General features: G+C 35.0%; 13 protein-coding genes, 1 pseudogene and 1 riboswitch. Of the genes and pseudogenes, 10 read left to right on the top strand and 4 right to left on the bottom strand.

Annotated features, from left to right (window positions below):
• Positions 1-94: 94 nt before the first annotated feature.
• Positions 95-1147 (bottom strand): AI-2E family transporter YdiK, encoded by a 1053-nt coding sequence (gene ydiK, locus A9G03_RS03840; RefSeq protein ID WP_065635110.1) that lies wholly within the window; start codon positions 1145-1147, stop codon positions 95-97.
• A 103-nt stretch (positions 1148-1250) separates the two neighbouring features.
• Between ydiK and eco the strand changes: the two genes are divergently transcribed.
• From eco to A9G03_RS03800, 8 genes and pseudogenes are all read left to right on the top strand, one after another.
• Positions 1251-1745 carry a serine protease inhibitor ecotin gene (gene eco / locus A9G03_RS03835; RefSeq protein ID WP_065798449.1) on the top strand — a complete coding sequence of 165 codons (495 nt, stop codon included), beginning with the start codon at positions 1251-1253 and terminating at the stop codon, positions 1743-1745.
• A gap of 313 nt (positions 1746-2058) precedes the next feature.
• Positions 2059-3168 (top strand): extracellular solute-binding protein, encoded by a 1110-nt coding sequence (locus A9G03_RS03830; RefSeq protein WP_065635108.1) that lies wholly within the window; start codon positions 2059-2061, stop codon positions 3166-3168.
• A 105-nt stretch (positions 3169-3273) separates the two neighbouring features.
• Positions 3274-4410, top strand: coding sequence for a putrescine ABC transporter ATP-binding subunit PotG (gene potG / locus A9G03_RS03825; RefSeq protein ID WP_218056922.1), 1137 nt, complete (start codon positions 3274-3276; stop codon positions 4408-4410).
• A gap of 318 nt (positions 4411-4728) precedes the next feature.
• Positions 4729-5601 (top strand): annotated as a pseudogene (gene potH, locus A9G03_RS03820) (putrescine ABC transporter permease PotH); the annotation flags it as partial.
• A 165-nt stretch (positions 5602-5766) separates the two neighbouring features.
• On the top strand, positions 5767-6603 hold the full coding sequence (locus tag A9G03_RS03815) for an ABC transporter permease subunit (protein WP_065798460.1): 837 nt from the start codon (positions 5767-5769) through the stop codon (positions 6601-6603).
• A 767-nt stretch (positions 6604-7370) separates the two neighbouring features.
• A riboswitch (FMN riboswitch) is annotated at positions 7371-7531 on the top strand.
• Positions 7532-7728: 197 nt separating this feature from the next.
• Positions 7729-8367 carry a 3,4-dihydroxy-2-butanone-4-phosphate synthase gene (ribB, locus tag A9G03_RS03810; protein ID WP_065798448.1) on the top strand — a complete coding sequence of 213 codons (639 nt, stop codon included), beginning with the start codon at positions 7729-7731 and terminating at the stop codon, positions 8365-8367.
• Positions 8368-8521: 154 nt separating this feature from the next.
• Positions 8522-9454: an alpha/beta hydrolase gene (locus A9G03_RS03805; protein WP_082209396.1), complete on the top strand. Its 933-nt coding sequence runs from the start codon at positions 8522-8524 to the stop codon at positions 9452-9454.
• A gap of 157 nt (positions 9455-9611) precedes the next feature.
• The gene (locus A9G03_RS03800; protein WP_081297573.1) at positions 9612-11855 is read left to right on the top strand and encodes a TonB-dependent siderophore receptor; all 2244 of its coding nucleotides are present in this window, start codon (positions 9612-9614) and stop codon (positions 11853-11855) included.
• Between the two features lie 59 nt (positions 11856-11914).
• Here A9G03_RS03800 and A9G03_RS03795 read toward each other — a convergent pair whose 3' ends face one another.
• Positions 11915-12562, bottom strand: a complete 648-nt coding sequence (locus A9G03_RS03795) for a TetR/AcrR family transcriptional regulator (protein ID WP_143425816.1) — start codon at positions 12560-12562, stop codon at positions 11915-11917.
• Between the two features lie 365 nt (positions 12563-12927).
• Here A9G03_RS03795 and A9G03_RS03790 point away from each other — a divergent pair, with 365 nt between their 5' ends.
• Positions 12928-13251, top strand: a complete 324-nt coding sequence (locus tag A9G03_RS03790; protein ID WP_218056920.1) for a DMT family transporter — start codon at positions 12928-12930, stop codon at positions 13249-13251.
• Between the two features lie 31 nt (positions 13252-13282).
• On the top strand, positions 13283-13597 hold the full coding sequence (locus tag A9G03_RS03785; RefSeq protein ID WP_065798447.1) for a DMT family transporter: 315 nt from the start codon (positions 13283-13285) through the stop codon (positions 13595-13597).
• A 254-nt stretch (positions 13598-13851) separates the two neighbouring features.
• On the opposite strand, the gene A9G03_RS03780 is transcribed toward A9G03_RS03785, so the two are convergent.
• Together A9G03_RS03780 and srmB are read right to left on the bottom strand one after the other, a co-directional pair.
• Positions 13852-14454, bottom strand: a complete 603-nt coding sequence (locus tag A9G03_RS03780; RefSeq protein WP_065635105.1) for a peroxiredoxin C — start codon at positions 14452-14454, stop codon at positions 13852-13854.
• Positions 14455-14563: 109 nt separating this feature from the next.
• Complete coding sequence (gene srmB, locus A9G03_RS03775; RefSeq protein ID WP_065798458.1) at positions 14564-15886, bottom strand: ATP-dependent RNA helicase SrmB; 1323 nt, start codon at positions 15884-15886, stop codon at positions 14564-14566.
• Positions 15887-16159: the final 273 nt, after the last annotated feature.

Raw genomic sequence — 16159 nt, 5'->3', positions numbered from 1 at the left:
AAATACACCAGAAAATAATACTCCTTTTTACTTTACATTAGGGCATAAATCAAGTTTGTGACAAGCTTCGATTAATGACTAATCAACTTTATTGTTAAGCTTGTTCATCGACCCATGATTCAATAAGCTTATAAGTCAATGCTAGCACAACTGGACCAATAAACAATCCCATAATACCAAAGGCGAGTATTCCTCCAATAACACCAAACAATATGAGCAAAAATGGTAAATCGGCACCTTTTTTTATTAAATATGCGCGCATTACACTATCAAGTGTTGTTAAAATAATCGCGACAAAAATTAACACAATTGCCGAAATGGTATTACCATCCCAAAATTGCCAGATAATGCAGCCTATCATGACAATAACCGGACCGATTTGCGCCACACAGCAGATAAATAAAATGAGCGTCAAAATGCCAGGGAAGGGCATGTTAGTAAGCACAAAACTGATGCCACCAATTAGTGCCAATGTGATAGCTGTGACTACAACACCTAAAGCCACAGCTCTTATTGCTTGACCAGCTAAAGTAACGGTTGTTTTACCATACTGTTTTGATAAACGATTAGCAAAAACATAGACGTATTTTGTAATACTTTCACCTTTAAGAAATAATAATAAACTGAAGATGATCATTACACCGGCATGGAAGATAAATATACTGATATTGGTGGCTTGTTCTAAAAGCCATCCAACTAAAATACCGATATATGGCTGGATATCGGAGATCAGCTCCGATCCATCTGTTTGAATGATTTCTAACCATTTTTGGTGTAATTCATTTCCAAACATAGGTAGGCTACTTAACCAATCTAATGTCGGCAATTCACGATGAGGTAGTGTTCTAGCCCATTCAATTAAATAATGGCCATTTTGTGCAACACTACTAATAATTAATATAAATGGTATAATACAAACGAAAGCCAAAATTAGTGCCATGACTAACAGTGATAACCAGCGTTTATTAAATAGTTTTTGTTGGATTTTTATCATTAATGGCCAAGTGGCAATTACCACCATGACCGCCCAAAAAAAACCAAACAAAAAAGGTTCAACAACACGATAAGTAATAATGATTAGTAATCCTATTATTAATAGGTTTAAAATCAATTTAAGTAAATCGTACGTATTTTTTTCAGCTGGCATTTTTGTACCGTATTATTTAGTCTAGAAAATGTTATTATACGCAATAAGATTCAAAAAGCATATGTTGTGTGTTAACCATTATACTTTTTTCGGAGGTGTAAAAATGAAAAAAATAATATTATTAATGATGATGAGTGTTGCATTAGCTGCATGTTCTACATCACCAAAATCATCTAAAGTTGTACAGAATGCAAATGATACAGCACCTTTCCCAGAAGCCATGCCTGGCTATACTCGCTATGCTATTCATCTTCCTGCATTAAAAGATGAAAATAGTGCCCGTGTCGAAGTGTTAGTTGGTAAAGATATGAATGTTGATTGTAATGCGCATAGCCTTAGCGGGACTATTAAACAACAAGAATTAAAAGGTTGGGGATATTCGTATTATGTTGTTGATAAAGCCAAAGATGGCATATCTACACTCATGGCTTGCCCAGAAAGTACTAATAAAAATCAATTTGTAACTATCGGTAATAATATCGGAACGGTAAATTATAATAGTCGCTTACCAATTGTTTTTTATGTACCAAATGATTTAACCGTTAAATATCGTGTCTGGCAAGCAGACGCCAAAATTTTGCAAGCGACTGCCGAATAAAACAGCTAAATTAATTGTCAATTTATTATAAATAGTGGGTTGAGCGGTCAAAATATCGTCACTCAACCCCGAAACTTAGGATATTTGATATTTTAAGTAGACATCTCAAAAAAAAAAGGTATTTTATCCCTCGTAATGCAAGGTTAGCTCTACTCGTTCATTAAATTTATTAATGACTTGTGATTGCCTGATTACCTCGGTTTCGCCATACTTTTTAATGAAGTTATTGGTAAAATTTGGGGGTCCATTGAGTTTATCCAATGGGCTTGTGTCTAACATGTAATATCCCTAAACTAGAGGAGAAGTGGTGAGCATGTTTACTCAACGTAAAACAATTCTTTCAATCGTAGCTGGTGTTTCACTAGCGTTATCTCAATCAGCAATAGCTAAAGATCGAGTCGTCCATTTTTATAATTGGGCAGGACAAATCGGTTCACAAACTATCAGTGATTTTGAAAAGTCAACAGGTATAAAACTGGTTTATGATGTTTATGATTCAAACGAAGCATTAGAAGGAAAACTCATGGCTGGGCATTCAGGTTTTGATGTCGTATCGCCTTCTGATAGCTTTTTAGCTAGACAAATTAAATCTGGAATTTATTTACCTTTAGATAAAAGTAAATTACCAAATTGGAAAAATCTAGATCCTAATTTAATGAAATTGATGGCTAACCATGATCCTGATAATACCTATGCCATTCCTTATGTATGGATGACAACGGGTATTGGTTATAACATCGATAAGGTGAAAGAACGTTTAGGCGATAATGCACCTGTAGATAGCTGGGACTTAGTATTTAAACCAGAAAATATGGAAAAGCTTAAAGATTGTGGTGTGGCATTTTTAGATGCACCGACCGAAATCTTTGCTAGTGCTCTTCAATATTTAGGTAAAGATCCAAATAGTACAGATGCAAAAGATTACACTGGCGCTGCTTACGAGTTGTTAGAAAAAGTGAGACCAAATATTCGTTATTTCCATTCCTCACAATATATTACAGATCTTGCTAACGGCGATATCTGCGTTATTTTAGGTTGGTCAGGCGATATTTTACAATCCCGAGATAGAGCAAACGAAGCGAAAAATGGCGTACATATTGGTTATCAAATTCCAAAAGAAGGGGCATTAGTCTTCTTTGATACTTTTGCTATTCCAAAAGATTCAGAAAATGTAGAAGAAGCACATGAGTTCTTAAACTTTGTCATGAAACCAGAAATTGCAGCGCAAGTAACCAACGATGTTAATTTTGCAAGTGCTAATAAAGCGGCTAATGATGAGTTTGTCAAACCAGAAGTGAAAAACGATCCAGCGGTTTATCCAAAACCAGAAGTAATGGAAAAATTATTCACTTTAAAAGTAAAAGAACCTAAACTTGAACGTGTTATTACCCGCACGTGGACAAAACTAAAAACTGGTAAATAACCGATATTCTTGGTACTACGCTATTTACTAGTCTGATATAGACGGAGAGGTTAATTTGATCTTTCCGTCTCGTTTTTTATGGCTTGTTGTTATGAGGAAAAAAGAGTGAACAATAAAACAACAAATCAGGTACAGCCTAAAAAAAAGATGATAACTCCATTACTGGAGATCAAAAATTTAACTAAAGTTTTTAATGATGATTATTATGCGGTTGATGATGTCAACCTGACCATTTATACCGGTGAGATATTTGCCTTGTTAGGGGCATCGGGTAGCGGAAAATCAACATTATTGCGTATGCTTGCTGGTTTTGAACAACCTACCTCCGGACAAATTATTTTAGATGGTAAGGATCTATCGCAAGTTCCTCCTTACAATCGCCCGATCAATATGATGTTTCAATCGTATGCTTTATTTCCTCACATGACGGTTGAGCAAAATATTGCTTTTGGCTTAAAACAAGACAAATTAAATGCGCACGAAATCAAACAACGCGTTGAAGAGATGTTAGCGCTTGTTCATATGGAACAATTTGGTAAACGTAAACCCCATCAGCTATCAGGTGGTCAAAGACAACGTGTAGCCTTGGCTCGTAGTCTAGCGAAAAGACCAAAATTATTATTACTTGATGAACCAATGGGTGCCTTGGATAAACAACTTCGTGACCGTATGCAACTTGAAGTAGTTAGCATTTTAGAACAAGTAGGTGCAACTTGTGTCATGGTTACGCACGATCAAGAAGAAGCAATGACGATGGCAGGACGAATTGCCATTATGAATAAAGGTCAATTTGTACAAATCGGTGAACCAGAAGAGATTTACGAACATCCAAACAGCCGTTACAGTGCTGAGTTTATTGGATCAGTCAATATTTTTGATGGTATTTTGCAAGAAACATTAGAAGATGGTTTGATTCTTAACTGCCCAATGATCAAACACCCATTAAAAGTTGATTATGATTCACCAGCGGTTGAAGGTGTTCCTATTCAAGTTGCACTACGTCCAGAAAAAATTAAATTATGTGACGAAATTCCAGAACAAGGTTACAACGTAGCGAGTGGTGAGGTTGTTGAAATTGCCTATCTTGGTGATTTATCAATTTATCATGTCAAATTACCAAGTGGGCAAATTATTATTGCGCAGTTACAAAACGAACATCGTTATCGTAAAGGTATGCCAACATGGGGCGACATTGTCAATCTTAGTTGGGATATTGATAGTTGTGTTGTGCTTACCGAATAGACAAAAGAGGATATCATGATGCGATCCATTTTATTGGGTTTATTGTTAAATGCATTTGTATTACTCAATGTTTATTGGCGTTTTGTCTCAACAGATTCATTTGACAATCTATTTTTAGATGCGCTTTTCACTGCAATGACATTCAGTTTTTTATTGTCATGCTTAGGATTATATTTAGCCTATTATAAGCCATCTAAATTTGCTTATCGTTTGATTATTGCCGGCAGTATTTTATTTATTCCTGCTGGTTTGGTCGCAATCTATTTTGCTTATAAAAAGATGCGCCAACAACGCAATGACTCAGATTTAATGACGTTATATGGTCGACTAGCAGTGATTAGTATCCCTTATTTATGGATGTTATTACTGTTTTTATTACCATTTTTAATTGTATTTCGAATTAGTTTTTCTGAAATGGCTTCAGCGGTGCCACCTTATACTGACTTATTCAGTTATGATGATGGTTTACTCAATATTGCTTTAAATTTTGGTAATTACTTAAATTTACTGAGCGATACCATTTACATTGATTCTTATTTGCAATCATTGAAAGTAGCGGCTATTTCAACGATTTTATGTATCTTAATTGGCTATCCATTAGCTTGGGCTATTTCACAATGTAAACCCTCAACCCGAAATATCTTATTATTATTAATTATCTTACCATCATGGACATCGTTCCTCATTCGAGTATATGCTTGGATAGGTATTTTAAATCCTAATGGACTACTTAATAATTTCTTAATGTGGTTAGGTGTTATTGACCAACCACTTATTATAATGAAGACCTATTTTGCGGTTTATATTGGTATTGTTTATTCTTATTTACCTTTTGTGGTACTGCCAATTTATACCTCATTAAGTAAAGTGGACTCTACTTTGATCGAGGCTGCATTAGATTTAGGATGTAAACCAATTAAAACCTTTTTTAAAATTATTGTGCCATTAACTAAAAATGGTGTAATTGCTGGTGGTATGTTGGTCTTTATTCCGGCTGTTGGGGAGTATGTGATTCCTGAACTATTAGGTCCATCTGAAGGCATTATGATAGGTACACAACTTTGGACTGAATTCTTTAATAACCATGACTGGCCGGCAGCATCTGCAGTGGCTTCGGTAATGTTGTTGATATTAATTATACCTATTTACTACTTTAATAAATTCCAAAATCGACAATTGGGAGGTAAATAGATGAATAATTTACCTGTTATTATGCGATCAGCTGTGATTATTTTTATTGCTTCATTCTTAGGCGCTTTATTGTTAACCGTTTTGATCTCGTCATCAGGATTAGAATTAATTGGCAATAGTCACCTATATATTGGTTGTTTGATTTTCAGTGTGATTGTTACCTTGATTATCACTTTAGCGTTGATATGTCGCAGTTTAAAAGCGCTGATTTTATTGGTGGTATTTTCTTTTTTGTATATCCCAATGATTATTCTAATTGTCTATTCGTTTAATAGCTCTCGTCTAGTGACCGTTTGGGCTGATTTTTCGACTAAATGGTATGTTGAACTAGTGCATAACGAAACCCTACTCAAAGCGGTGGGATTAAGTTTATCTATTGCGGCAGGAGCAGCAACGCTTGCAATTGTTCTTGGTACGTTAGCATCGTATGCAATTATCCGCTTTAGACGATTTAAAGGCTCTAATCTTTTTTCATTTATGACTACTGCACCATTAGTCATGCCTGACGTTATTACTGGTTTGGCGTTATTACTATTATTTGTTGGAATGGGACAAGTATTAGGTTGGCCAAAAGATCGAGGGGCAATAACTATTTGGATGGCACATGCAACTTTCTGTACTGCTTATGTCACCGTTGTTATTAGTGCAAGGTTACGCGAGCTTGATAAGTCAATTGAAGAGGCAGCGTTAGATTTAGGTGCCAATCCTTTAAAAGTATTTTTCATTATTACGTTACCAATGATTGCACCGGCTTTAGTTTCAGGCTGGTTATTGGCGTTTACGCTATCCCTTGATGATGTGGTTATTGCTAACTTTGTTACTGGTCCTGGCGCAATGACATTGCCAAAATTAATCTTTTCGAAAGTAAGATTAGGTGTCGATCCTCAGGTCAACGCATTGGCAACAATTATCTTATTAATAGTAGGAATAATTGGATTTATCTCATGGTTATGGATGCGTAAAGCTGAACGACGCAAAATGCGTGAAATGCGCGGATATTAGATAATATTGATGCTTAATCGGATCTTAGGCATTGCCTAATGTTATTTTTAAGTGTTAGGATGCAAGCGCTAAATTCAGGTTATATTCTGTTTTAGCGCTTATACTACAAGTTTAGTATCGATTTTGTCACGTTAATAAAAATATGTTATGAATCTTTGATAATGATAGTTCTTCAACTCCCACAATCTCAAAATAATATCTTCATTCGCATTTGCTGATTTTGTTCTCATCCTTCATAAGTGATTGTTAAAAAGATTTAACCGAAACTATTTGGCGCTTGAATTGCTGTTGGGCAGATTATCAAATCATAATCTGTAATTGTGCCGTATCAGTACTGATTGGTTCAATGCATTGCGCAACATAAATTATTATGCTGATTTTGACGTGTAATAGGATGTTACTCTGCGTGACCGTGCTAGCCTTTGCTATCTTTGTGTAGTTTGTTAACATGAATAACATAGAATTATGTGGCGGTAAGCTAACTTTATCATTGGGTTTATATTCGCTTTAAGCACTTAGGTCTATGCTATTAATGTATAATAATAGATATCGATACTGAACAATTTTGTTAACAATTATTAACATTGTTACCCTAAATGACTCTGAGCGATAAGTTAAATAACAGTGGTTAGCGCATATTGCAATTAGCTATAAACGTGTTTTTTAATTGATATAGTACTTTCGATACAATTGCTTGAGGCTAACTTAATAAATTTTCGTGTTTTTTTATTTATTTTGTATTATAGTATTTGCCGTCAATTTAGTGACAAAGTTCTCAGGGCGGGGCGTAATTCCCCACCGGTGGTATAGCCCACGAGCGCTTAATATTTATCCTATTGATATATTTAATATTGATAAACATTAAGGACAAGCAGATTTGGTGTAATTCCAAAGCCGACAGTTATAGTCTGGATGAAAGAGAGTAGCTTATCTTTTCTTAATTTGCTATTAGCAAAATCATTATGGTCAAGCACTTGCCCTGATTCTGGTATTTAATTTATTTATACTTATAGTTTTACTTAATGATATCTACTTAGTTGTTCTTTTTTTATCTATCGATATCAGATTCATTTTGTATTGCTTTGGGATAAATATAATTATTTTATAAAAGGATGGGTATTTACCATGAATCAGTTTAATTTAAATGAATTTGGAACATCTGTTGAACGAGTAGATCGTGCAATTAATTCCATCAAAGCCGGTCAAGGTGTTTTAGTTTTAGATGATGAAGACCGCGAAAACGAAGGCGATATTGTTTGGTCAGCCGAAACAATTACAACACCACAAATGGCACTGACTATTCGTCATGGCAGTGGCATTGTCTGTTTATGTATGCCAAAAGCTTATTGTGACAAATTACAATTACCTATGATGGTTGCGAATAATACTAGCAAAAATCATACCGCATTTACGATATCAATTGAAGCAGCTCAAGGCGTAACAACAGGCGTTTCAGCCGCAGATCGCGTAACCACTATTAAAGCGGCCGTTGCTGATCATGCTAAACCGTGTGATTTAAATCATCCAGGACATGTTTTTCCATTAGTTGCACAAGAAGGTGGGGTTTTAACACGTCGTGGCCATACTGAAGCGTCGGTTGATTTAGTGACTTTGGCCGGTTTCAAACCCGCTGCGGTTATTTGTGAAATCACCAATGATGATGGCTCAATGGCAAGAGCTCCGCAAATAGTTGAATTTGCCAAACAGCATAATTTACCAGTGGTTACTATCGAAGATATTGTAGAATATCGTAAAGCTAGATAATTAGATTTTATTATGCCGACTTTGTCGGCGTAGATAATTATTTGATAATGTTATTAAAAATATTCACTATTTTTATATGATGTGATCATTGATGTTATATCAATTAGATGAATAAAATAAGTTATTACTATTTCAATTTTAACTGGCTTACTCTATGTTACGTTTAATTTTGGTCTATTTTGTGGTTATTTTTATGTTGACTGGTTGTCAAACAGATCGTCAAAAATCAATGAATGTTATTGTGGCGAATGCTAAAACCGAAGTTGTTCATTCCAAATCAATTGGCGATTATAAAATAACTATCTATACACCAAATAAACCAACACCCAAAGATGGTTGGCCAGTTATTTACTTACTTGATGGCGACAGCTATTTTTTAACTGCTTACAATATGATGACCAATCAAGCTTGCGATCGTTGTGTGATTAAGGAAGGAATGATTGTCGCAATTGATTATTCGGGTGAATCTCGACGCGGATTGGATTATTTACCTAAACCTGAAAAGCTAGTTGCCGAAATTTTGCCTAATCATCAAATCAATTTACCTGTAAGTTATGGTGGAGCAGATGATTTTTATGATTTTCTAACAAAAGAGCTTAAACCTGAAATAGAAAAACGTTTTCCTATTAATCCTAACAAACAAGCGATTTTTGGTCATTCATATGGGGGATTATTTAATCTTTATGCTTTTTTAGCAAAACCGATAGCTTTTGATACTTATATTATTTCTAGCCCATCGATGTGGTTTAGTGGTGGATATATGTTTGACTTATTGTCTAAACATCTAGCCAACGATAAGCGCCCAACTTTGGGTAAACCAGTTAATTTATGGCTTTCTGTCGGTGGAGCCGAGCAATCATTACTTGCTGCTGAGTTGAGTTTACCTGAAGCGGAACAAAAAATATTATTACAGCATCGTCAAAATCGAAAAATGGTTGATTCTTCAACGCGACTATTTGAAAAATTAAAACAAGCTAATATTACGAATCTACAATTGAATTATACTATTTATCCTAATCAGTCTCATAAAACGGTGGCTATTTTTGCACTGCAAGAGGGGATGCAAGTAAATTTTAATGCCAATTAAAAATATTGAATTATCGCCGATTAATTTATAAATTTTTTTGCTTTAAATACAATCAAATAGACTTTCTTTGTGTAAATTCGGTTTACATTATTTACAGTTAATTAATAATGATAACTATTATTAATTAACTCTCCCATTTTTTTAGGAAATAAAATACATGATTTTAAAACGTAAATCGACTTATCTATTGACGGTTTTAATTAGCTTTGTTTGTCATAATGTCTACGCAGACAATACCCCGTCATCAACCAACAAAAATAATGATAGTGATGATGTAATGGTTGTTACAGCAGCAGAACAAACTAGGCAAGCACTAGGTGTTTCGGTTATTACCGAAAAAGATATCAGTAAAATGCCTCCCAAAAATGATCTCTCTGAAATTATTCGTACCATGCCTGGTGTTAACTTGACTGGTAACTCAACCAGTGGTCAACGTGGTAATAATCGTCAAATTGATATTCGTGGCATGGGACCAGAAAACACCCTTATTTTAGTGGATGGTAAACCGGTAAAAAGTCGTATGTCAGTTCGTTATGGATGGCGAGGAGAGCGTGATACACGTGGTGATACTAACTGGGTACCTGCTGATATTGTTCAGCGGATTGATGTTATTCGTGGACCAGCTGCTGCACGTTATGGTGATGGAGCTGCTGGTGGGGTGATTAATATTATTACTAAACAGCCAACTAATGAATGGCATGGCGCGTTAAACAGCTATATCAATTTACCATCTCATAGCGAAGAGGGAGCAACCAAACGAACCGACTTTGTATTAACTGGTGGTTTAACCGATAATTTAAGCATGCGTTTATATGGGAATATTAATAAAACCGAGGCTGATGATTGGGATATCAATCAAAAACATCAGATTAATCCTAATTCTACTAGTGCAGGGCGTGAAGGGGTACGCAATAAAGATCTAAATGGATTACTACGTTGGGATATTAGCAAACAGCAATCATTGGAATTTGAAGCTGGTGTGAGTCGTCAAGGTAATATTTATGCGGGTGATACGCAAAATAATAACCCAAATCCATTAGTTAGTCGTTTTTACAATGATGAAACGAATAGAATGTATCGGCAAAATTATGCATTAACCCATCGAGGCTATTGGGATAATGGTGTCAATACCATATCTTATGTACAAGTAGAAAAAACACGCAACAGTCGTTTAAATGAAGGTTTGGCTGGTGGTACAGAAGGTCGATTTGATAATGGCGATTTTTCAACGATCAAATATGACAATATTACCTTACATAATGAAACCAATTTACCGTTGACTATTGTTGTGCCGCAAACCATTACCATTGGAGCTGAATATAATCATCAAAAAATGAAAGATCCTACTTCAAATACTCAATCCACAGAAGAAGGCGGCAGTGTACCATGGATTAAAGATAAAAATCGAAGCGTGGAAAGTTCAGCTAATTTATGGGGAATGTTTGTCGAAGACAATATTGAGTTAACCCAAACAACAATGTTAACACCTGCATTACGCTATAATCATCAAAGTGACTCGGGTAGCAACTGGAGCCCAAGTTTGAATTTAGCTCAAGAATTAGGTGACTATTTTACCTTAAAATTAGGTATTGCTCGAGCTTATAAGGCTCCAAACTTGTATCAATCAAATCCTAACTATCTACTTTATAGTCGAGGACAAGGGTGTTATGGTGCTGGTGGTAGTTGTTATCTAATTGGTAATAATAATTTAAAAGCTGAAACTAGTGTAAATAAAGAGATAGGTTTAGAATTTCATAATGACGGTCTTATTGCTGGTATGACTTATTTCCGTAATGATTATCGTGATAAAATTGATTCAGGTATCAGATCAATTGGTCAAGCTGATGGTGGAAAAAACGCCTTCAAAAATTCTAATATTTTTCAATGGCAAAATGTACCTAAAGCCGTGGTTGAAGGTTTAGAGGGTAGCTTAACGGTGCCGGTTACATCAACCATTAATTGGCGTAATAATCTTACATGGATGTTACAGTCAAAAAATAAACAAACAGGGGATTATTTATCGATCATTCCAAAGTATACTCTCAATTCAGCAATTGACTGGCAAGTGACTGAACAACTCTCATTTTTAACAGCATTAACTTGGTATGGTAAACAAAAACCGAAAAAATATGACTACCTTGGGGATAAAGTAACCGATACTTCAACTCATCAACTAAGCCCTTATGCAATTTTGAATCTTAGTGGTCAGTATCAATTTAATAAAAACTTTACCCTAACTGCAGGTGTTGATAATCTCTTTAATAAACGTTTATTTAGAGAGGGTAATTCATCATCTCTAAAAAATCCAAAAAATGGCGTGATAACCGTTCGTGGTGCGGGTGCAGCAACTTATAATGAACCTGGTCGTACGTTATTTATTGGTACAAATCTTTCATTTTAAGTAAGTTTGCTTTTTTCTTCATTCGCTGTACATGATCAATTGATCAGCGATAGTTTTATTTATAATGCTTTTTTTATGCCTTGTAAAAATAGCTCGACGGTAAAAGCAAATACTTGACCGGGTTCAACAGCTTGAAATGCAGGAGCTAATTTTTTGGTTAATGTAAAACCTTGCTGAGGCAGATTTTCAATGTCATTTAGATCCGCATCATCAGCAGGGCGAAGTAATCCTCCTGCTTCAGAAGCCGCAAGTCCAATAATACAAGCGTAATAACCCAAACAAAAACTAGTTACTTGATTATCATTAAAGCCAGCATCTGTTAACGCCTGACAAACATATTCAGCTCGAATATAATCGGCAAGTCCAGTACTCCAAAACTGCTGCATTAATTTGAAACTATTTGGATAGGCAAGAGCTATTTGCCGATATTGATAAGCTAAATGTCGAAGACGTTCATCCCAAGGCATACTGTTATCAATAGTTGATATTCTACGGGTTAATTCTTCAGCCATTGCCCGTTCCAGCCCTTTTTTTGATTTAAAATGATATTGTAGTGACATTGGATCACAAGCGATTTTGGCGGCAAGTTTACGCACACTAAAAGCGGAGTTGCCAACTTCCTCCATAAAATCTATCGCTGCCACTACCATTGCGTGGGCTTCAAGTCCTTTTGGCCCTGTATTTTTCATTTTATCGGAATTTTTCATAGCTAATCTCAAGATGTTATAGCAATAACATTATATCGTTATTATGATAATTCATGCAAAACTAACCTAATCATAAAAGCTTGAACTATTGAATAATAAACGATTTTAACCTTGCAATTTCTATTTCTTCGTTGTAGAATTATCCCATTATAAGCAATTTATAATAAAGTTTTTGTAAAAAAGTTTAAGTAATTATATACGTTTAAGTATAAAACAAGCTTTATCTTTTTTAGCAAATTAACTAATTTCTTTTGGTGGCAACTTTCTTGGTTTGCGAACCATCTTTTGTTTTCTACGATACAAATTCGGTGAAAAAGCAAAACTAAATAATGATTAAAAGAGTTGATGATAGCAATGAGGTAGCTATGTCTAATATAAATAAAGAGTGGGCGTTTGTCGTGCTTACCTGTTTTTTTGAGTTGTGTTGGATCTTTGGATTCAGTGTCGCAACCGAATTATGGCATTGGCTTATCATTATCACTTTACTTATTGTTGATTTTACGTTTTTAACGAATGCCTGCAAAACCATACCTACAGGTACTGTGTATGCAATTTTTTCAGGGGTCGGTGCGGTCGGAGCAACCATTTTTGATGTGTTATTATTTGATAAACATGTTACATTGCTTCATGTGTTCTTTGTGGCTTTAATTATTATTGGTGTTATTCAACTTAAACGTACTGATAGTTAACAATAAGGATATTAGTAGGAGATAAGTATTCATGGGTTGGCTGTTAATATTTACTGCATCGATTTTTGAAGTTGTAGGTGCAGTAGGGCTTAAGCTTTATGCAGAGAAAAAAAATGTGCTGCGATTAATTGCATATTGGGGTGGTTTTTTTATCTCTTTTGTATTATTTTATTTTTCACTTCATTATCTTGAGTTAAGTATTGTTTACCCTGTTTGGGTAGGGCTTGGAACATCTGGTGCGGTATTAACCAATATATTTTTATTTAATGAACCTAAAAACATGCAACGTTTATTTGGTTTAGCAATTATTATTATTGGCGTGGTTGGATTACATATGACGATGTGATGCACATATTATCAATTTTAATGAATTATTGTTACTGATTTCTTTACTAGAACATAAAACCTATTGTTGCGATCGCTACTTAGCGATAAGTTGAATTAACTAATTAATCATCATATAAAAACCTGCTAAAAAGTTCAGCATAAAATATGCTTTGATAATTCTAAACTACGATAAAATAATAGATAAAAAAACCGGAGATAAACTCCGGTTAACGCAAAGCTTTTGAATAAAACGTTAGAGTGATAATTTGATGATTAAATTTCTTTAGCGTGTTGTTTTAGGTAACTTGCAACGCCGTTTGGATTAGCTTGCATACCTTGTTTACCTTTTGTCCATTGCGCAGGACAAACTTCACCATGTTCTTCGTGGAATTGGAAAGCATCAACAATACGAAGCATTTCATCGATATTGCGACCAATTGGTAAATCATTGATAGTTTCGTGACGAACAATACCCGATTTATCGATAAAGAACGATGCACGTAGAGCAACACCAGCTTCAGGATGTTCAACACCATATGCTTGCATAATTGCATGTTTAATGTCCGCGACAATTGGGAATTTCACTTCACCAATACCACCTTTATCTTGTGGAGTATTACGCCAAGCATTGTGTACATACTCAGAGTCCATTGAAACACCAATTACTTCAACTCCGCGTTTTTTAAATTCATCTAAACGGTGATCAAAAGCAATAATTTCTGAAGGGCAAACGAAAGTGAAGTCCATTGGCCAAAAGAATACAACTGCATATTTACCTTTGATATGATCAGCTAAATTAAAATTGTTTACAATTTCGCCAGTACCTAAAACAGCTGCTGAAGTAAAATCAGGGGCTTTGCGAGTGACTAATGTCATAATTTTCTCCTTAACAAATAAAATATAAATCAAGCTACGGGGCTTATTATAGCAATTAACGCTATTTGTCCAATTCGTTATAAGCAATTGATTTCATAAGTTTAAACTATTAACTTTGTTGTTTTTGTTCGAAATTACTTATTGATTTTTTCGGTTTCCCTTTATTTTTAGTGTCACGATGGCGTAATTTGATTTTTTTATTCTTTGCATCTTGTTTTTTGGTTTCACTTTTTAATTTTGCTTTTTGTGATGGCTTTTTCTTGGTTACGCGTTTAGGGGCTTTGGTTTTCGGTCTCAATTCGTCAATAGTTCTTAATTTAATCGGTTCTTGAATGTAACGTTCGATTTTTTGTAATAACTCATTATCATGAGCTTCGATGAGCATTATCGCCGTGCCTTTTTTGCCAGCACGCGCGGTACGACCAATGCGATGCAAATAAACATCAGCTGTTTTAGGGGCGTCAAAATTAATCACATGGCTGATATCATCAATGTCAATACCGCGTGCAGCAACATCAGTCGCCACTAATACATTAACTGTATTATTGATCATTCTTTTTATTGCTTCGTTGCGTTTGGCTTGTACCATTTCACCTTCTAGGTAACAACTATTGATGCCAGCTTGATGTAACCAAGTCACCAATTCATGCACACGTTCACGTTTACGCACAAAGATAATGGTTTTTTTCAACTCATCTTGTTTTAATAAATGGATTAATAAAGCCACTTTATGCGTTAAATCATCGGCTCGATAATAAAATTGTAAGATCTTTTTTCGCTCTTTGCGTGAGGGATCGGCATTAATTTCAATTGGATCATTTAAGATACGGCTGGCAAAGTTATGCAATCCTTCACCTTCAAGCGTTGCCGAAAATAAAAGTGTTTGTTTACGCCAACGTGTCTCTGCCGAAATGGTTTCAACATCTTGTGAAAAGCCCATATCTAACATACGATCAGCTTCATCTAAAATTAACATTTCAACAGCGCGGCAATCAAAATTTTCTTCTTTAATATACTGTAATAATCGACCGGTTGTCGCTATCACAATATCTTGATTTTTGCTAAACACTTCAGCATGATTCATATAAGCCACGCCACCGGTTATTGTCGCAGTGCTCAAATGCGTTGATTGTGTTAGGCGCTTTGATTGTTCTGCAATTTGCATGGCAAGTTCACGAGTTGGTGTTAAAATTAAAATACGTGGTGGACCAGGTTTGCGTCTAGGAAAATCGAGCAGATGTTGCACCGCAGGGATTAAAAAAGCCAATGTTTTACCTGTACCTGTGGGTGCAGATCCTAAGATATCTTTACCATCGAGTGCAGCAGGGATAGTTTGTGCCTGAATGGCTGTTGGTGTATGAATATTTTGTGCTTGCAGGTTTTCGATTAAGATCTCATCTAATCCTAAATCTAAAAATGTTTGTGCGGTCATAATGATCTTTTTAGCTAAAATTTTGGTACACATTATAGCGGCAATCCCTATAACTACAATCAATAAAAGCGTAGCAATGCTTAATGGTTGAACGGAAAATAAATATTTTGCCGTCTATCAACGTGTACTTTTAAGCACCATCAACGCCTTACAAAACTTTACGGAAAAACACATTACAAAAAAATTCATATCATTTAGTATATTATCAAATTATTATTCGATTATAGTTATATTGTTATTAAATTTATCTTCATTTTTTAACAGTATATCTTA

Origin of the sequence: Gilliamella sp. wkB171, from assembly GCF_001693755.1 — a bacterium.
Taxonomy (GTDB): domain Bacteria; phylum Pseudomonadota; class Gammaproteobacteria; order Enterobacterales; family Orbaceae; genus Gilliamella; species Gilliamella apicola_F.
Note: the sequence above shows the minus strand (reverse complement) of the source record. Positions and strands in the feature narration are given on the sequence as shown.